Consider the following 17,253-nt stretch of genomic DNA (forward strand, 5'->3'; position numbering starts at 1 on the left):
TTCGCGGCGCGAAGACATGTTCCCCCGGTTGAACGCTCGACTCTGGTGACCGCATCGACTGCCAGGCACCTGCCATATAGGCACCGCCCGACACTGAAGTGATGTACTTCGGTATCGGCAACTTGGAAGTTTGGATGGCTTGCAATGCCCCGAGAGAGAATGAGGCAGACCGGATACCACCGCCCGACAGACAGATGCCCAAACGTGGCTGGTCGGGCTCGGGCTTGAACTCCTCGGGTCGCTGATTTCTGCCAGCTGACCACTCTGGTAGTTGGTGAGTCTTGTCCTTACAGACTTTCTCGTCCCCGGAGTTGCCGACCTTGCCGGCGTCGAGCACGCGTTCGACTCGCAACCGCCAGAGTGCACTGATGCTCGCAGCCACGAAGAAGCAGACCCCGAGCGTGAGGTTGATCCACTTGAGCCAAGCAAGTGCTCTCATGCCATCCACGGCTGCATCGGGTATCGAGTGGTTGAGGCTGAAGAACATCAGTGCGTTCTCGATGACGTCCGCCAACCCGGCTGCGGCCACGAGAACGGCACCGAATCCTGCCCATTGGTGAATCCGGCGGCTCGCCGGACCGAAGCGGTTCGGGTCGCTCCCACTTATTTGCGCGGCGCGGTCCCGAAGAAACCCCAGCCAAGCGAACCCGGCGATCACGTAGACGAGAGAGAACAGACAATCAAGCGTCAGAAGCCATCGATCGTCGTTGGGGAGGAGTACCGGCATGACATCGGAGTGAAGGGACCACGTCCAAACGCGGTGATCCTCAGTCCTGCAGATGATGCAGGTCAGCAAGCTGAATGCGATCACAAGGAGAGTGATGGGGAGGGCGCCACCGACGAGACGGCGACTCGGCGGCTGGCTGTCGGATTCGCAGACCATGAATCCTCCCCTACGGTATTCAATTGAATATAACTCACGGGAGTTCGATTGGGAAGTGTCAATTTCGCGGAGGATTCCCACGACCGCGGAGCGTTCATCCGGCCATCATCGTGAAGGTGGGCCTCTGCCCCGGGCAACTCGCCTCCGACGAAGGGTTAGCCTCGCCGACGTAGTGCGACACGCACACGGGAGGGGAGCGCATGGCAAAATTGTGTGAGGGACGGGTGTGTCTGGTGACCGGTGCCGGGCGGGGCATCGGCCGCGAGCATGCGCTGATGCTGGCCGAGCACGGCGCCAAAGTGGTGGTGAACGACCTTGGCGGCGACCGTCGCGGAGACGGCGGTGAGGACGATGGTCCTGCGCACCAGGTGGTGGCCGAGATCGTCGAGGCGGGCGGCGAGGCGGTGGCCGATGGTGGCAACGTCGCAGACTTTGCCGAGGCCAAGTCGATGGTTGACCTGGCGATCGAGAGCTACGGGCGTCTGGACGTCGTGATCAACAACGCAGGCATCCTCCGTGACCGCATGCTGGTCAACATGACCGAAGCCGAGTGGGACGCGGTGATCGCCGTGCACCTGAAAGGCACCTTTGGGCCGGCGCACCATGCGGCCCAGTATTGGAGGGAGCGGTCCAAGGCCGGTGAAGAGGTGGACGCACGCATCATCAACACCACCTCGCCGTCGGGCATCTACGGCAACGTCGGCCAGACCAACTACGGCGCCGCCAAAGCGGGCATTGCGGCGTTCACGGTCATCGCTGCCAAGGAGTTGGCTCGCTACGGGGTCACCGCCAACGCCATCGCCCCGGCTGCGCTCACCCGCATGACCGAGGACCTGGGCATGGGGCAGGCGTCCGAGGAGGACAAGGCGCAGATGTCGCCCCATTGGATCGCCCCGCTGGTCACGTGGTTGGCCAGCGAGGAGAGCCGGGGTGTGACCGGCCGGGTGTTCGACATCACCGGTCGAGCCATGTCGGTGTCGGAAGGCTGGCACCGGGGCCCAACGGTCGACCCCACCGACGATCCGACTCGGGTCGGCCCGCTGGTCGAGGAGATCGTGGCTGCTGCCCGACCAAATGCCGATATGTCCGGTCGCGACGAGCAGGTCTGACCCGGGCACGGATCTACCCAGCTACCAAAACCAGGTTGACGCTGCGGTCAGCAACTATTGGAGTGTGCGGCAGTCCCAGGCCAAGCGCTCGCGGGCGTCGGGCGTTTTGAACACCGGGACAGGGCGGAGGTGACAGGTGGCCGCCACCTGGACGCGCTTCAGGAGCTGGTGGTCAGCGTGTTCGTTGACGCAGGCATTCCTGCACATCTCATCGACGTGAAAAGCGGCCGATCGCCGGGTACTTCCGACGGTGTCAATGGCAGGCAACAGCCCGGGGCAGAACTACAACAACCGGCCGGACTCGGCGCTCGGCCAGGCGCTCGATGCCTGGAAGGCCGCCGAGCGCGAGATTGTCGACGGCCCCTTGCGCCCGTGGCTTGGCTAGTTCATGCTCCTGGAAGACGACGACGCGTTCAACACCACCGTGAGGGGCCGTCTTTGAAGGAGCCACTGACGCCGACCGCTACCTCATCGTCTTCGAGCGGATGGTACGGGAACGGCTGCTCGACGCAGCTTGCCTCATCATGGGCGCCATGGAGAGCGGTCGATTTTTCAGCCGCCGGTGAAGAATGACGCATCGATCCCGTAGGCGGCCGCAACAGCTGTTGTTGCCTTGGCGGTGTCGCGTAGACGAAATGCATCTCGAAGGATGCGAACTCGGGCCTGGCTGGTTGAGGGGTCCGGGACTCGAATTCTGTGCAGGTACTGAGCCTGGAAACGATAGGTGCCGCCCCGCATCTTGACGCAGTAGCCGCCGACGAAGAGGTTGGTGATGTCCGACAAGAGAATGCCGCCGAGCACCTCAAGATCCCACGCATCCGAGACCACGAAGTAGAGGTTGTGGTGGGGATAGTGGTCGCCGGGGTCAAGAACGGGGTGTGCCGCTGCCTTCATGTCAGGGAGCAGCAACTTCGGTTTCGCAAGCAACCCGGGATCTATCCGGTCGATCGTCAGGTACCAGGAACGCGGTTGCTTCTTGGCAACGTGACGCCCCCATAGGCGGTCACCGTTGACTTCGTAGTAGGCGCCGAGCCATGGAAAATTGCCGAGTTCGACGAGCCTGCCGTCCTTCCACGGATTGACCAGGTGCCGGCCTGACCACTCGATGGTTCCGGCTTGGATGTCGGAGGCCATCACCAGTGGCAGCAACCGATCACTCCCGGCGTCGGGCGAGTCGGAGCTGATGTACACGTCGTCACATCCAGACGCCACGCCAATTCCAATGCGGGTTCCAGTCCGTGGGTCTTCGAGGGCCGGGAACCGCTGCTCCAGGTCGGCAATCAACTCAAGTTGGTGGGGTGATCCGGACGGCCAGAGGCCGGGACCTGAGAACCAGGTCGATCGCCTCGAATGCTTCGGCGTCAACCGGCGTACTGATTGCGCATGCAACGGTCGGCGCAAATGAAGGCCACTTTCCTTCGGGCCGCAGCAGATCGAGGCCCTTCTCGTAGAAGCCGACGTGGATGTCGGCGCGTCCTGGCATGGACGCGTATTCGGCGCGGTAGGCATCGCTGATGTCGTTGGGAACGTCTTCGAGGCGGATGTAGGGCGGGTTGGGGTGCCCCGAGGATTTCGGACAGTGGGTGATTAATAACATCCACTGACACAAAGGAATCCAATATGGTACGCAAACGAACAAAATACTCTGACACTTTCAAGGCCGAGGCCGTGAAAATGGTGATCGACGGTTCCCGGCCGATCGCCACGGTCGCCAACGAGTTGGACATCAACCCGGGCACACTCGGTGTGTGGGTCAACAAGTACCGTGATGCCCACCCGATCGAGGAGGACCCTTTGACCCCAGCCGAACGTATCCAGTTCCGCGAACTCCAAGCCGAAAACCGGGAACTCCGAATGAAAAACGAGTTCTTGGGAAAAGCGGCGTCCTTCTTCGCCCAGGAGTATCGGTGATCTCGAAGTACGAGTTCATCGACGGCGAGAAGGCGAACTACCCGGTCACCAAGATGTGTTTGTGGGCGGGCGTGTCGAAGTCCGGCTACTACGACTGGCGGAAACGTCCGCTGTCAGCAACCGCGGAACGACGCGAGGAACTGGCGGTCGATGTCCGCAAGGTCTTCGATGCATCCGATGGCACCTACGGGCACCGTCGGGTCCATGCCGAGCTGGGCCGCAAGAAGATCGCTGCCGGCCTTGAACTGGTCCGTCGGGTGATGGTCGAGGGTGACATGGTTGCCTGTCAGCCCAGGCCATACAGGCGAACGACCGACCCTGACGGCACGCCGAGCACGGCGGACTTGGTCGACCGGGACTTCACCGCCGCGGAGCCGGGCGTGAAGCTGGTCGGTGATATCACCTATATCCGCACGTGGGAAGGGTGGGTGTACTTGGCGACGGTGATCGATTGTTTCTCGAAGATGGTGGTCGGGTTCGCGATGGCCGACCATATGCGCACCGGTCTGGTGATCGACGCGTTGCAGGCCGCGATCGACGCTGGTGGCATTCAGTCGAATGCCATCTTTCATTCGGATCATGGGGCGCAGTACACCTCTGAGGAGTTCAAAGCGTTCCTTGCGTCAAATGACATGGTTGGGTCGATGGGTAAGACCGGGGTGTGTTGGGATAATGCTATGGCGGAATCGTTTTTTGCTTCGTTGAAGAACGAGTTCGTTTATCGGACAGTGTTCCCGACACGAAGAAAGGCTGTTTCGGGTATTGCGCATTGGATCGAGATTTGGTATAATCGTTCCAGGCTTCATTCGGGGATCGGTTACCGGACACCGGTTGAAGTGCATGACAGCTATCGCGACGAGACACGGGCAGCGTAAGGGCTGCCACAGATCACTGTCCGAGAAACGCGGGGCTCACCAGGTTGCCAATCACGAAGTCGGCCGATTGGCCGTGGTGCGGTGTGAGCAGGAAATCACCAGTGGTGATCCATTTACCGGATAGGAACTCGGCAACCTCTACCGTCTCACCGCTCTCAAGGAGCTTGGCCGCTACCGCTTTGCGGGTGAACTCGGCGTTGTGTTCCAACAGGTCGAAGCCGCGAATCGCCTGCTCGGCGTCAGCCAACGCCCCACCGTGCTGTCGACACGAATCGATAAGCCGCTCAACCATCGGCAGCACAAATGCCCCGCAACCACAAGATGGTTCGACGCCACCTTGGTCGCCAGGTCCGTGTCGGGGGAGTAGCCAACCAAGTCCAGCATCAGGTCGACGACCCATCGGCGGGTGAAGACCTCGCCGATTTCACCGCTTGGATCCGGGGTCCACTCTCGCATTGGCCTCGGCACATCTAGGAGCGCCAGGTGGCGGGTGGAACTCATCAGCCAGCCTTCGTCAGTCCCAAACTACACAGGCGCAATCCCATGATGACGAACCTACCGACGCACTGTGGCACACCTGATCGTGCAGGTAGCTGCGCAAGGTGCCGTTCAACGTCGCTGCAACACCCCACCGTCGAACAACGATCAGACCTTCATGACCCCATTTAGGATGCAAGACTCCACTGTGCATCGTGTGGATAAATGTTCCGGGGTTGTGGCGGGGGCGTCGTGCACATCGCCTGCACCGCACGGCCTCCATGACGTGCCCGCCGGCGCCACCGATCGCCATCGTCGCAGGTGACTCACATACGTGTGCGCTCAAAGCCGACCATACGGTCGTCTGCTGGGGAGACAACTGCTACGGGCAGTTGGGTGACGGCACCACCACCAACCGTTCGACCCCCACCGTGGTGATCGGGCTCACCGGGGTCACGGCCACCAGGGATCACCACTACGATCAGTGGACCCCGATACCGGTGCTCGGGCTTTAGTCCAGTTGAGAATACATGAACTGCCGCAATTCTTGGGGACGGGGGTGTTGGGATATGCGCCGGTGGCTCAGGCTGTTTCGGCGAGCCCCGTGGTGGTGTCGGGCCCGTTCTGCGGTTGAGGGCCATCGCGACGGGGAGCGCGATCGGGCAGCTTGCCCAGGGTTGGACGACCCGCAGGGTGATGACAACAAGGTTCAAGTCGAGCGGGTCCTCACGAGCCTCGACGTCTCAGACCTCTGGGAACACGCCGACGAGAACGAGCGCAGGACGCCGCTCGACGAGCTGCTCCAAGACGTCACGGTCCACCCGGACCGGCTGCCTGAGACCCCGCACGGAGCACCAACGCCCAACGTGGGATTCTCCGAAGTCGGACTCAACGACTCGGAGTTGAGTGGTGTCGGAGGACCGTCATGAACCCCCAATTGCCGACGCCGACACCGAGCTTTGAGATATCCGATGTGGTGATGGCCGACGGGTCCGCGGCGGCGTCGCTCGTCAGCCTGCACGCTGGAGGATTGGTGGCGTCGGTGCTGTCCTATGGCGCTGCGCTGGTGAGCTTTGAGGCGCCGGATCGGGCCGGACACCTGGCCAACTGCGTGGTCACGCTGGCTGATCCCGGCGATCTCGCCGACCCAGCGCTGAACCCGCACCTGGGCGGAATTGTGGGGCCCTACGCCAACCGTATCGCCGGCGCGGCGTTCGACCTCGACGGCGTTCACGTGCGGTTGGAGGCCAACGAGGGTCCCAACATGCTGCACAGCGGGTCGGCCACCTGGGATCGTCGTCGCTGGGACATCGCGTCGATGTCGGCTGATGCAACCTCAGCTCAGTTGTCGTTGACCCTGATCGACGCGGACGGCAGTGGCGGGTTCCCCGGCCGGGTCGAGGTGACGGCCACCTATGTCCTGCATGAGGACGGCACGCTCACGCTGAACCTGGAGTACACATGCGACCGGCCGACGGTGGTGGCGCCCACCAGCCATACCTACTGGAACCTGGGCGCAGCCGGCACCGTGGCCGGTCAGCGCCTGACACTGCGGGCCGACACCGTGCTGGAGCTGGGAGCCGGTCAGATCCCCACCGGTGCCGCTCTGCCGGTCGCCGGTAGTGCATGGGACCTTCGCGATGATGTTCGGCTGCGCGACCGCCTGGGCTTGGACGCCCTGGCAGACACCGGCGGGTACGACCACACCTATCTGGTGGGCGGTGCGTGCGGAAGCGACCTGTCGGTGGTGGCGATGCTGGTTGATCCGGCCAGTGGCCGAAGCCTGGAGATGCGCACCAACCAACCTGCGGTTCACCTGTACACCGGCAACCATCTGGGTGGGCAGCCTGGACCGCCGGGGCCCATTCCTCAGCACGGTGGCGTCTGCCTGGAGGCCGGGCAGGTGCCCAACGGGCCCAACCTGACAGCGATCGATGGCCCGGACGGCCCGATCCCCGTAGACGTCACCATCCGCCCGGGGGAGACCCGCCGCTGGGTCACCAGTTGGAGGCTCGGCTTTGAAGCCTCCCCGGCACAAGTCCCGCCCGGGTAGCGTCGGCCCATGGGGTTCAACGAGAATTTTGCGACCGTGTGGGAGGCGATTGCGGATGAACTGGTCGACGCACCGGCGCTGTCGCACGGCCCGCTGACGCGGAGTTGGGCCGAGCTGGATACTCGCGCCGCTCGGTTTGCCGGAGCGCTCGCCGCGTTCGGCGTCGGCGCAGAAGCCAAGGTGGGGTTGGCGTTGTACAACGGCCCGGCCTACACCGAGGTCACCTACGGCGCGTTCAAGGCCCGGGCGGTGCCGTTCAACGTGAACTACCGGTATCGCGAAGCCGAGCTGGCCTACCTGCTGGACAACGCCGATTGCGAGGTGGTGGTGGCCCACCCCGAGTTGGTGGAGCGCATCGAGGCCGTTCGCGATCAGGTGCCGTCGATCCGGCTTCTGGTGGTGGTGGGCGGCGAGACCGATGCGTCACCTTCACCCGAACCACCCGACGGCTGGGTCCACTACGAGCGTCTGTTGGCCGACGCTGAACCAGCGCGCCGCATCGAGCGCTCCGGTGACGACCTGTGGTTCCTCTACACCGGTGGCACCACCGGTATGCCCAAGGGGGTGATGTGGCCTCATCGCTCGCTGCTGGGGGTGTTTGCCCCCACATGGAAGGGCTTGAAGCAGCCGCTGCCAACCACCCCGGTGGAGGCGGCAGCGACCGCTCGACGACTTCGTGATCAGTCGGCCGAGCAGCGACTGATACCTGCGGCGCCGATGATGCACGGCACCTCGTCGCAGCTGACGCTGGGCGGGCTGAGCGCGGGCGCCCACGTCATCACCCTGCCGTCGCGCAGCTTTGATGCAGCTCGGCTGTGGGCGACGGTGGAGGACCGATCCGCCAGTCACCTCTGCATCGTCGGCGACGCGTTCTGTCGACCGATGATCGCCGAACTGGAAGCCGCCGAGGCTGCGGGGACGCCCTACAACCTGGCATCGCTGAAGGTGGTGACGTCGTCGGGCGCCATGTGGTCGTCGGCCCAAAAGGAGGCGCTGCTGGAACGGGCGCCGGCGCTGCTGATCGACCTGCTGGGCTCGTCGGAGGGCAACGGATTTGGTGCGTCGGTGGCCCGACGGGGGCGCAGCGCCGGGACCGCCCGGTTTCAGCTGGGTGATCATGCGGCGGTGTTTACCGAAGACGGCCGAAGGGTGGAGCCCGGTTCGGGGGAGCGCGGCATGCTGGCCACCGGCGGACACCTCCCGCTTGGCTACTACAAAGACCCGGTGAAGACCGCTGCGACCTATCCGGTCTACGAGGGACGGCGTTGGGCCGTGCCCGGCGACTACGCCACCGTCGAGAGCGACAACACCATCACGCTGCTGGGGCGGGGTTCGGTGTGCATCAACACCGCTGGAGAGAAGGTGTTTCCCGAAGAGGTGGAGGAGGCGACCAAGTCGCTCGACTGGGTGATCGATGCCACCGTGGTCGGCGTGCCCGACAAAAAGTGGGGCAGCGCAGTGACAGCCGTCGTCTCCCTGGGGTCGAACAGGCCCGCCGGGGTGGCTTCGCCGCCCGCCGGGTCGGGAACGCTCGCTGCGTCGGACCTCCTCGGACAGGTTCGCGAACACGTCAAAGATCAGCTGGCTGCTTACAAGGCGCCCCGACACGTGGTGGTGGTGGACGCCGTGAAGCGTGGTCCTAACGGCAAGGCTGACTACCGCTGGGCCACCGAGATCGCCGAGGTTGCGCTGGGCCATGGCACGTCCGCACCCTCGGCCGAGCCTGTGCGCTCCGGTCGTCCGTGATGGTCGCAACCTGATCTCCCCAAGCCGGTGGGTACCATCGAGGCTTGGGTACCATCGCTTCGGCGACCGACCCATCGGCGGGGCGGAGATCGCTGAGTCGTCGTTGATCATCGGCTCCGGGCGAGCGGAGGAGGGGAGAGGCCATGCAGACCTGCGGCACCTCCCCAAGCTGGTGGTGTGAACGAGCGCTGGATCTGACCAATTCGGCCACGGCGGCGGAAGTGGTGGATTGGGTCACGCGCACCCCGCTGAGAATCCTGCTGATCGTCGTGTTGGCATGGCTGGCCAACCGGACCGCACGTCGCTTGGTGACCCGAGCCGCCGAGCGGGCACGGTTGGCCGCGCTGGAGGGCACGCGTGACGACGAACGGTCGGAGCGTGACGGGGCCGTGGTTGCGGCCAACCGGGCCGACGCCCGAGCCCGAACGGTGACCGATGTGTTGGGCTCGCTGACCTCGGCGGTGGTGGTGATCATCGCCACCTTGATGATCCTCGGTGAACTCAACATCAACCTGGGTCCGCTGTTGGCGGGCGCCGGGGTGGCCGGAGTGGCGCTGGGGTTTGGTGCCCAGTCGTTGGTGCGGGACCTGCTGGCGGGCCTGTTTGTGCTGATCGAGGATCAGTACGGCGTGGGCGACGTGGTGGATGTTGGCCCGGCCGTCGGCACGGTGGAGCGCGTCACGCTTCGCTCCACCCGCCTACGCGACGTGGCGGGCACCGTGTGGCACGTGCCCAATGGTGAGATTGTTCGGGCCGGCAACAAATCGCAACGCTTCAGCCGTGCGCTGATCGATGTGACCGTCGCCAACGATGCAGACCTCACCAAGGTGGAGGAGGTGGTTGGGTCGGTGGGGAGCGAGCTGGTCGAGGATGAGATCTGGGGCAGCAGGTTGTTGGGGGCACCAACCCTGTTGGGCGTGCAGGCGCTCGATGGTCTTGGCACCACCGTGCGGCTGGTTGTCGACACCGAGCCGGCGTCCCAGTGGGCGGTGGAACGCGAGCTGCGGAGCCGACTCCGAGGTCGGCTGTTGGAGGCTGGGATTGTGCTGCCGCACTCCACCGGCGCACCCATCCGACCCGTCCAATAGTGGGGTCCCCGTCTTGGTCACGCCGCTGTCGTACGATGTCTGCGGGCGGAGTCTTGGGCCGTGGCGCGCGGTCCAGTGGCTGAATGAGGTATTCACATGAAGGCACAGCAGGCTCTCCCACTTGGGATCATCGTCGGCATCGTGTTGATTTTGATCTGGAAGTCCCCGTCGGGTTCCGCCGAGTTTCTTGGCGACGTCATGGGTGCAATCGGCCGCTTCCTCGAGCGGTTGGCCAACACGATCGCCACCTTCTTGGGTGGGTTGACAGACTGACTTTCCACCGCGCAGGGACGGGGGTCGCCACGCTGTGATCGGACGACTTGTACAGTGGGTGCAACGGCTGGTCGGCGCGTCCACGATCGACGAGATCATCTACGACCGGCTGCTGCCCAACGAGAAGATCTTCATGGTGGACGGCCCGGCCACTATTGCGTTGGTCGTGCGCAAGTTTCCTTGGGTCGTTGTGTTGGCTCTTTCTCTCCTTCTCGCGATCGGTTTACCCGGCACCGGGTTAAAGCTGACGATGTTTGTGGTGGCCATCCTCGCCTCTGGTGTGCTGTTGAAGGCAGCGGTGCAGTTTCATTACACCCGCTATGTGGTCACCGGTACCCGCATGATCTACCTGTCCGGGGTGATCAATCGCTCCCACCAGTGGATTCCATGGGCCAAGGTCACCGACATGTCCTATATCCAGGGCTGGACAGAGCGCATCCAGAACATCGGGCGGGTGCGCATCGAGTCCGCGAACGAGGCATCACCGTTTAAGGAGATGAAGGACCTCTCGCATCCCGGGACGATGATGCGCGTGTTGGTGTACATGGTGAGCGAGCGGCAGGGCAAGGTGAAAACACCGGAGGACCTGCATGCCGAACTGGGCATCGCCGGTTTGGATGGCGTGTACCGGCTGCCACCTCCACGTGATGACGGTGACGGCAGTGGTGACGGTGACGGTGGCGGGGGTCATGACGGCGGCGGAGACGGGGGTCATGATGGCGACGACCCCCGCGGGTTCGACCCGGACGACGGCGACCCCCGCGGGTTCGACCCGGACGATGGCGACCCCACAGCAGTGCTGGCGGCGCCGTACGAGCCCGGAAACCGGGCTGGAGGTGGCTCCTTGCCGGCGGGCAGCGCCACGGTTCCGGGTCCGACAGGTGATGCCGAAGCCCGTCCCAGCCGGGCCAACCCGGTGCGAGACCTGTCGGGTAGCGGCCCCAATCGCCGACCGGAACCCCCGCGAAACGCGAGTTCCGTCAAGGGAGGTCGCCGCAATTCGGGCCGCGGTTCTGGTGATGGTGAATCCGCCCTCTGGGACTGACACCTGAACCTGCATCCTCGGTCAATGCGGTTTGTCAACCACAAGTTCCGCGTGGGCGACGAGCTGAGGCTGGTCGGCCTCGACCGCGATCGTCAGGTCTTCGATGACCCCCGCATCGGTCAGGTCGTCGCGAACCAGTTCGAGACGCTCGGCGTCGTCGGCCGAAGCGGTGATCTGCAGAAGTCGCACCGGGGTGCGCATGCCTGTACGAGCTTCGGTCTTGGTGCGGCGCACCTCCTGCAGCACCTGTGCCGCCAAGCCCGCCAACTCGGGGTCGGCGCCCCCGATCGCGTCACCGAACTCCGCCACGTTGGGCCACGGGGCCCGGTGGATCGATCCCTCCATCCACCAGCTCCACACCTCCTCGGTGGCGAAGGGGAGGTGTGGCGCAAACAGCCGCAGGAGGGCCGACAAGGCCAGCTGCAGCGAGGCCCGGGCGGACCCGGCACCAGCATCGTCCCGGTAGGCACGGCTCTTCACCAGCTCGAGATGCACGTCGGTGAAGCGCCAGAAGAACGCCTCGGTTCGTTCCAGCGCCCGGGCGTAATCAAACTGGTCGAACGCCTCGGTGGCCGCCTCGACGAGCGCGGCCACCTCGGCCAGCATCGCCCGGTCGATCGCATGGGTCACGGCCTCTGGCCCCAGATGGAGCACGGCTGCGTCGGCGCTGGACTGACCGTCGGCCGAACCCTCTGAATCGCGTTGTTGGCCGAAGCCCAGCACGAAACGACTGGCGTTCAGCACCTTGAGGGCCAGCCGTCGGCCCACCTTCATCTGTGTCTCGTCGAACGCGGTGTCGGTGCCCGGTCGCCCGTTGGCCGCCCAGTAGCGAACCGCGTCGGAGCCGTGGGCCTCCAACATGGCGGTGGGCACCACCACGTTGCCCTTGGACTTCGACATCTTCTTGCGGTCCGGGTCCAGGATCCAGCCGGAGAGGGCGGCGTGGCGCCACGGCGCCGTGTCCTCGGCCAGATGACTGCGCACCATGGTGGAGAACAACCAGGTGCGGATGATGTCGTGGGCCTGCGGGCGCAGATCCATTGGGAACACCTTGGCCCACAGCTCCGGGTCGTGATCCCAACCCCCGGCGATCTGGGGGGTGAGCGACGAGGTGGCCCACGTGTCCATGATGTCGGGGTCGCCCACGAATCCGCCGGGTTGGCCTCGCTGCGCCTCGTCGAAGCCGACCGGCGCCTCGCTCTGCGGGTCGATCGGCAGTGACTCGGTATTGGGGGTGAGGGGCGAGCTGTAGTCGATCTCGCCGTCCTCGCCCACCGGGTACCACACGGGGATGGGGACTCCGAAGTAGCGCTGGCGGGAGACCAGCCAGTCGCCGGTGAGCCCCTCGATCCAGTTGGTGTATCTGGCCTGCATGTAGGCGGGATGCCAGGTGACTTCGTCGCCGCGTGCGATCAGCTGGTCGCGGATTGCGGCGTCACGGCCACCATTGCGGATGTACCACTGGCGACTCTGCACGATCTCCAGCGGTGCCTCACCCTTTTCGTAGAACTTCACCGGGTGCTCGATGAGCTTCGGCTCACCCAACAGCTCGCCGGATGCCTCCAGCAGTTCAACGGTGGCGCGTTGGGCGGCCTTGACGCCGAGCCCGGCCAGGCCGTCGTAGACCCCGCGGGCGGCGTCGCTGGAAAGCCAGTCGGGGGTGTCGGAGGCAAAGCGGCCGTCGCGGCCGATGACCGCCCTGGCGGGCAGGTCGAGTTCGCGCCACCAGATGACGTCGTTCAGGTCGCCGAACGTGCAGATCATCGCAGCGCCGGTGCCCTTCTCAGGGTCGGCCAGGCGGTGGGCCAGCACCGGCACCTCGACGCCGAAGAGCGGGCTGGTCACCACGGAGCCGAACAGGGGCTGGTAGCGCTCGTCGTCGGGGTGAGCAACCAACGCCACGCAGCTGACGACCAACTCGGGGCGGGTGGTGCTGACCACAATGTCTCCCGCGCCGTCAGGCAGGTGGAACGCCAGGTCGTGGTAGGCGCCAGGTCGGGGGCGGTCCTCCAACTCGGCCTGGGACACCGCCATGCGGAACGTGATGTCCCACATCGACGGAGCATCCGCCTGGTAGGCCTCGCCCCGGGCCAGGTTGTCGAGGAAGGCCCGCTGGCTGACCCGGCGGCTGCGCTCGTCGATGGTGGTGTAGGTCTGGTTCCAGTCCACCGAGAGGCCGAGGCGGCGCCACAACTCTTCGAAGACCAGTTCGTCCTCGCCGGTGAGCTGCACGCACAGTTCGATGAAGTTGCGGCGGCCGATGGGCACAAAGTCGCGACGGTTCTTGGGCGTCTTCTCGGGCGGCGTGAAGCCCGGGTCGTAGGCCACCGTCGGGTCGCAGCGCACCCCGTAGTAGTTCTCCACCCTGCGCTCGGTGGGCACGCCGTTGTCGTCCCAACCCATCGGGTAGAACACCTCGCGGCCGGTCATCCGCTGGTACCGGGCGACGCAGTCGGTGTGGGTGTAGCTGAACACGTGGCCGACGTGCAGCGACCCGGACACGGTTGGCGGAGGGGTGTCGATCGAGAACACGTCGTCGGCGGGCGCATCAGCATCGAAGCGGTAGGTGCCGTCGGTCTCCCAGCGCTCACCCCACTTCTGCTCCAGGCCCTCGAGGGCCGCTTTGGGAGGGACAACGGGGGCCGATCGGCGTCGGGGGGCGTCGGTCATAGGCCCGCCAAGGTACCAGCGCCTGCCTTGCTCGCTTCAGTGCGCCCGGCTGGTGCTGCCCGCCGGACTGGGTCCGGGGGCGGGCAGGCCGGGTGTGGAGGTGTGCCGGTGAGTTTCACCGGCACACCTCCACACCTCTCGGTGGCGCCGGGGCAAACTGGGCGCCATGAACAGCTCAGCCGTCAGCGCCGCCGTGTCACTGCCGGGAGACGCTCCCGGCCCGGAGGTGTTTGCGGCGCGGCGACACCAGGTGGCCCAGGTCGTGGGTGGCGACGCCGTGCTGGTGGTGCCCGCCGGGGTTGAGACGCCACGCAACCACGACGTCGATCACGAGTTTCGCCAGGCGAGCCAATTCTGGTGGTTGACCGGCTTCGCGGAGCCCGACGCGGTGCTCGTGCTGGTGCCCGGGCACCCGGAGGGCGACTACCAGTTGTTCGTTCGGCCCCGAGACCCCGAGCGCGAAACCTGGGACGGGTATCGGGCCGGGGTCGAGGGTGCCATGGCTCGCTTTGGCGCCGACTCCGCCCATCCGGTCGGCGACCTGGCCGAACGCCTCCCCCAACTTGCGGTCGGCCGGTCCCGGCTGCTGTACCGCATGGGCGAACGGCTGGACTCGGTGGTCGGCGGCCTGATCGTCGGCGGTCGCAACCTGCGTGACCGTCTGGGCGACGTCACCCCAACGGTGGTGGAGGATCCCACGCCCATGCTGGACGACCTGCGGTTGCACAAGGACGCCTCCGACCTCGCCTCGCTGCGGCGCTCCGGGTTGTTGGCCGCCGAGGGACACCGCGAGGCCATGCGCCTCGCTCGCCCCGGGGTGACCGAACGCCAATTGCAAGGCGCGATGGAGTGGGTCTGGCGAGCCCACGGATCGCCCCGCAACGGGTACCCGTCGATTGTGGCGGGTGGCGCCAATGCCTGCGTGTTGCATTACACCGAGAACGCCGACGTGCTCGCCGACGGCGACCTGGTGCTGATTGACGCAGGCTGTGAGATGGACATGGCCTCCGCCGACATCACCCGCACCTTCCCCGTCAACGGTCGATTCACCGGCCCGCAGCGGGCGGTGTACGAAGTGGCGCTGGCCGCGCAGCACGCCGCCCTCGCGGCGGTACGACCTGGCGCAACCATCCGCGCACCTCACGACGCCGCCCGGACGGTCATTGCTGAAGGGCTGGTGGACCTGAGGCTGATCCCGGCGCAAGTGAGCGTGAACGACGTGCTGAGCATGGGCCTGGACGCCGAGTTCTTCATGCACGGCACCAGCCACTGGCTGGGGCTCGACGTGCACGATGCCGGGTCGTACCGCGATGGCGAGGCCCACCGATATCTTGCCGAAACGATGGTGCTCACCGTCGAGCCCGGCATTTATGTGGCGCCCACCAAGGGTGAGGTCACCTTCAAGCTGCATCCCCACGACCGGGATGCGTGGGCCCGCCGTCGGGTGGAATTGGGGGCCGAGGCGGCCAAGGTGGCGGAGGACGCCGAGTTGGCCGCTGCGCCCGACCTGGTGCACACGATCCCCGAGGAGTTTCTGGGCATCGGGATACGCATCGAGGACGACGTGGCGGTGACCACCGAAGGCTGCGAGGTGCTGACCGGCGCCGTTCCGACCGACCCCGATGACATCGAGACGCTGTGTGCCGAAGGGCCCCGCTGGGTCACGCTTCCCGGGTGAGCCGTGTCGCCTCGCTGCGGGCCGTGCGGCACTGAGCGGCGCTGCGGCGGGCATTGGCCGGGCCGCTCGCCCGCACCAGGTTGTCGACGCTGACGGTAGGGGGGTTTGGAGCGCTGGTTACCGGCGGGTAACTTAGGAAGCCGACCAACGCCATCCCGTGTCGGATCGCCGACGCGTCCACCCGGAGGTACCACCCATGGCCGAGTTCTCCCTCGCCCTCAACGACGACCAGGTGCAGCTGCGCGACTGGATCCACACCTTCGCGAAGGACGTCGTTCGTCCCGCCGCCGAAGAGTGGGACGAACGGGAGGAGTTCCCGTGGCCGATCGTTGAGGAGGCGGCCAAGATCGGGCTGTACTCCTTCGACTTCATGGCTCAGGCGATGATGGGCGACCCCTCCGGGCTCACCATGCCGATTGCGCTCGAAGAGCTGTTCTGGGGCGACGCAGGCATCGGCCTGTCGATCTTCGGCTCAGGCCTGGCGGCAGCCGGTATCGCCGGTATCGGTACCCCTGAGCAGGTGATGGAGTGGGTGCCCCAGTGCTATGGCACCCCCGAGAAGATTGCGCTGGGCGCCTTCTGCGTGTCCGAGCCCGACGCAGGCTCCGACGTCTCGTCGCTGCGGACGAGCGCCAAGTACGACGAGGCCACCGACGAGTGGGTGCTCAACGGCACCAAGGCCTGGATTACCAACGGTGGCATCGCCGCCATCCACGTGGTGGTCGCCACCGTCGACCCCGAGTTGCGCAGCCGGGGCCAGGCCAGCTTCATCGTCCCGCCCGACACCCCCGGGCTCAGCCAGGGCCAGAAGTACAAGAAGCACGGCATCAGGGCCAGCCACACCGCCGAGGTGGTGCTGGACGACGTGCGTATCCCGGGCTCGTGCCTGCTGGGCGGCAAAGAGAAGCTGGACGAGAAGTTGGCTCGGGCCCGTGAGGCCAAGACCAACCCACAGCCCAAGCCATCCGGTAAGCAACCGGCGATGGCCACCTTCGAGGCCACCCGTCCCGCCGTCGCCGCCCAGGCGGTTGGCGTGGCTCGTGCCGCCTACGAGTACGCCCTTGAGTACGCCCAGGAGCGCAAGGCGTTCGGCAAGGCGATCATCGAGAACCAGGCGATTGCGTTCATGTTGTCTGACATGATCACCGAGATCGATGCGTCCCGCCTGTTGGTGTGGCGTGCGGCCTGGCTGTCACGCAACGGCGAGTACGTCAACGCCGAGGGCAGCCAGTCCAAGCTCAAGGCCGGTCGCACCGCCGTGTGGGTCACCGAGCGGGCCATCCAGATTCTGGGCGGCTACGGCTACACCCGGGAGTACCCCGTGGAGCGCATGCACCGCGATGCGAAGATCTTTGACATCTTCGAAGGCACCGAGCAGATCCAACAGCTGGTGATCGCCCGGGCCATCTCCGGTCTCCGCATCGAATAGGACCAGCATCGAAGAG

The 17,253-nt window shown here is 65.5% G+C and carries 17 protein-coding genes and 1 pseudogene; 13 read left to right on the plus strand and 5 right to left on the minus strand.

What is annotated here, in order from left to right; all coding sequences use genetic code 11:
- Nucleotides 1-25: 25 nt before the first annotated feature.
- Nucleotides 26-382 (minus strand): annotated as a pseudogene (locus tag MPARV_RS26110) (patatin-like phospholipase family protein); the annotation flags it as partial.
- Here MPARV_RS26110 and MPARV_RS25610 point away from each other — a divergent pair.
- The 3 genes from MPARV_RS25610 to MPARV_RS24845 all read left to right on the plus strand — a co-directional run bounded on the left by MPARV_RS25610 (nt 275) and on the right by MPARV_RS24845 (nt 2,377).
- Nucleotides 275-910: a hypothetical protein gene (locus MPARV_RS25610; protein ID WP_238538876.1), complete on the plus strand. Its 636-nt coding sequence runs from the start codon at nt 275-277 to the stop codon at nt 908-910. The pseudogene MPARV_RS26110 and the gene MPARV_RS25610 sit on opposite strands and share 108 nt — an antisense overlap.
- Before the next feature lie 173 nt (nt 911-1,083).
- Nucleotides 1,084-1,992 (plus strand): SDR family oxidoreductase, encoded by a 909-nt coding sequence (locus MPARV_RS0114005; RefSeq protein WP_012226449.1) that lies wholly within the window; start codon nt 1,084-1,086, stop codon nt 1,990-1,992.
- A 256-nt stretch (nt 1,993-2,248) separates the two neighbouring features.
- Nucleotides 2,249-2,377, plus strand: a complete 129-nt coding sequence (locus MPARV_RS24845) for a PaeR7I family type II restriction endonuclease (protein WP_012226447.1) — start codon at nt 2,249-2,251, stop codon at nt 2,375-2,377.
- Between the two features lie 167 nt (nt 2,378-2,544).
- Here MPARV_RS24845 and MPARV_RS0114020 read toward each other — a convergent pair whose 3' ends face one another.
- Together MPARV_RS0114020 and MPARV_RS22910 are read right to left on the minus strand one after the other, a co-directional pair.
- A complete protein-coding gene (locus tag MPARV_RS0114020; protein ID WP_020378730.1) occupies nt 2,545-3,276 on the minus strand; it encodes a TaqI-like C-terminal specificity domain-containing protein in 732 nt (243 codons plus the stop codon).
- 1 nt (nt 3,277) lies between these two features.
- Nucleotides 3,278-3,589 (minus strand): Eco57I restriction-modification methylase domain-containing protein, encoded by a 312-nt coding sequence (locus MPARV_RS22910; RefSeq protein WP_051012005.1) that lies wholly within the window; start codon nt 3,587-3,589, stop codon nt 3,278-3,280.
- Between the two features lie 23 nt (nt 3,590-3,612).
- On the opposite strand from MPARV_RS22910, the gene MPARV_RS0114030 reads away from it, so the two are divergent.
- Nucleotides 3,613-4,778, plus strand: a protein-coding gene (locus MPARV_RS0114030) for an IS3 family transposase (RefSeq protein WP_085951978.1) whose coding sequence is annotated in 2 segments (ribosomal slippage) — nt 3,613-3,865 and nt 3,865-4,778 — 1,167 coding nt in all. Because the reading frame shifts where the segments join, the coding sequence is not laid out codon by codon here.
- Nucleotides 4,779-4,791: 13 nt separating this feature from the next.
- Here MPARV_RS0114030 and MPARV_RS24850 read toward each other — a convergent pair.
- On the minus strand, nt 4,792-5,025 hold the full coding sequence (locus tag MPARV_RS24850; protein WP_157789644.1) for a hypothetical protein: 234 nt from the start codon (nt 5,023-5,025) through the stop codon (nt 4,792-4,794).
- A gap of 511 nt (nt 5,026-5,536) precedes the next feature.
- On the opposite strand from MPARV_RS24850, the gene MPARV_RS23760 reads away from it, so the two are divergent.
- From MPARV_RS23760 to MPARV_RS0114075, 7 genes are all read left to right on the plus strand, one after another.
- Complete coding sequence (locus MPARV_RS23760) at nt 5,537-5,770, plus strand: hypothetical protein (protein ID WP_020378734.1); 234 nt, start codon at nt 5,537-5,539, stop codon at nt 5,768-5,770.
- Between the two features lie 162 nt (nt 5,771-5,932).
- Nucleotides 5,933-6,184, plus strand: a complete 252-nt coding sequence (locus MPARV_RS0114050; RefSeq protein WP_020378735.1) for a hypothetical protein — start codon at nt 5,933-5,935, stop codon at nt 6,182-6,184.
- Nucleotides 6,181-7,308, plus strand: coding sequence for an aldose epimerase family protein (locus tag MPARV_RS0114055; RefSeq protein ID WP_020378736.1), 1,128 nt, complete (start codon nt 6,181-6,183; stop codon nt 7,306-7,308). Before MPARV_RS0114050 ends, MPARV_RS0114055 begins: the two co-directional genes overlap by 4 nt.
- 9 nt (nt 7,309-7,317) lie before the next feature.
- Nucleotides 7,318-9,054 (plus strand): AMP-binding protein, encoded by a 1,737-nt coding sequence (locus MPARV_RS0114060; RefSeq protein WP_020378737.1) that lies wholly within the window; start codon nt 7,318-7,320, stop codon nt 9,052-9,054.
- A gap of 143 nt (nt 9,055-9,197) precedes the next feature.
- On the plus strand, nt 9,198-10,142 hold the full coding sequence (locus MPARV_RS0114065) for a mechanosensitive ion channel family protein (protein ID WP_012226414.1): 945 nt from the start codon (nt 9,198-9,200) through the stop codon (nt 10,140-10,142).
- A gap of 96 nt (nt 10,143-10,238) precedes the next feature.
- A complete protein-coding gene (locus MPARV_RS24855) occupies nt 10,239-10,415 on the plus strand; it encodes a hypothetical protein (RefSeq protein WP_012226413.1) in 177 nt (58 codons plus the stop codon).
- A 58-nt stretch (nt 10,416-10,473) separates the two neighbouring features.
- On the plus strand, nt 10,474-11,460 hold the full coding sequence (locus MPARV_RS0114075) for a PH domain-containing protein (RefSeq protein WP_157789645.1): 987 nt from the start codon (nt 10,474-10,476) through the stop codon (nt 11,458-11,460).
- A 21-nt stretch (nt 11,461-11,481) separates the two neighbouring features.
- Here the strand turns inward: MPARV_RS0114075 and valS are convergent, their stop codons facing one another.
- Nucleotides 11,482-14,130, minus strand: a complete 2,649-nt coding sequence (valS, locus tag MPARV_RS0114080; protein WP_020378738.1) for a valine--tRNA ligase — start codon at nt 14,128-14,130, stop codon at nt 11,482-11,484.
- A 166-nt stretch (nt 14,131-14,296) separates the two neighbouring features.
- Between valS and MPARV_RS21475 the strand changes: the two genes are divergently transcribed.
- Nucleotides 14,297-15,808 (plus strand): aminopeptidase P N-terminal domain-containing protein, encoded by a 1,512-nt coding sequence (locus MPARV_RS21475; RefSeq protein ID WP_020378739.1) that lies wholly within the window; start codon nt 14,297-14,299, stop codon nt 15,806-15,808.
- 196 nt (nt 15,809-16,004) lie between these two features.
- Nucleotides 16,005-17,237: an acyl-CoA dehydrogenase family protein gene (locus MPARV_RS0114090; RefSeq protein WP_012226402.1), complete on the plus strand. Its 1,233-nt coding sequence runs from the start codon at nt 16,005-16,007 to the stop codon at nt 17,235-17,237.
- Nucleotides 17,238-17,253 lie beyond the last annotated feature (16 nt).

The organism is Candidatus Microthrix parvicella Bio17-1, assembly GCF_000299415.1.
Classification (GTDB): Bacteria; Actinomycetota; Acidimicrobiia; order Acidimicrobiales; family Microtrichaceae; genus Microthrix; species Microthrix parvicella.

What these genes read in the sequence shown, in the direction of transcription:
- MPARV_RS0114005 (WP_012226449.1), top strand. Translation starts at nt 1,084, where the DNA reads ATGGCAAAATTGTGTGAGGGACGGGTGTGTCTGGTGACCGGTGCCGGG.
- MPARV_RS24845 (WP_012226447.1), top strand. Translation starts at nt 2,249, where the DNA reads ATGGCAGGCAACAGCCCGGGGCAGAACTACAACAACCGGCCGGACTCG.
- MPARV_RS22910 (WP_051012005.1), bottom strand. Translation starts at nt 3,589, where the DNA reads ATGTTATTAATCACCCACTGTCCGAAATCCTCGGGGCACCCCAACCCG.
- MPARV_RS23760 (WP_020378734.1), top strand. Translation starts at nt 5,537, where the DNA reads ATGACGTGCCCGCCGGCGCCACCGATCGCCATCGTCGCAGGTGACTCA.
- MPARV_RS0114055 (WP_020378736.1), top strand. Translation starts at nt 6,181, where the DNA reads ATGAACCCCCAATTGCCGACGCCGACACCGAGCTTTGAGATATCCGAT.
- MPARV_RS0114060 (WP_020378737.1), top strand. Translation starts at nt 7,318, where the DNA reads ATGGGGTTCAACGAGAATTTTGCGACCGTGTGGGAGGCGATTGCGGAT.
- MPARV_RS0114065 (WP_012226414.1), top strand. Translation starts at nt 9,198, where the DNA reads ATGCAGACCTGCGGCACCTCCCCAAGCTGGTGGTGTGAACGAGCGCTG.
- MPARV_RS24855 (WP_012226413.1), top strand. Translation starts at nt 10,239, where the DNA reads ATGAAGGCACAGCAGGCTCTCCCACTTGGGATCATCGTCGGCATCGTG.
- valS (WP_020378738.1), bottom strand. Translation starts at nt 14,130, where the DNA reads ATGACCGACGCCCCCCGACGCCGATCGGCCCCCGTTGTCCCTCCCAAA.
- MPARV_RS21475 (WP_020378739.1), top strand. Translation starts at nt 14,297, where the DNA reads ATGAACAGCTCAGCCGTCAGCGCCGCCGTGTCACTGCCGGGAGACGCT.
- MPARV_RS0114090 (WP_012226402.1), top strand. Translation starts at nt 16,005, where the DNA reads ATGGCCGAGTTCTCCCTCGCCCTCAACGACGACCAGGTGCAGCTGCGC.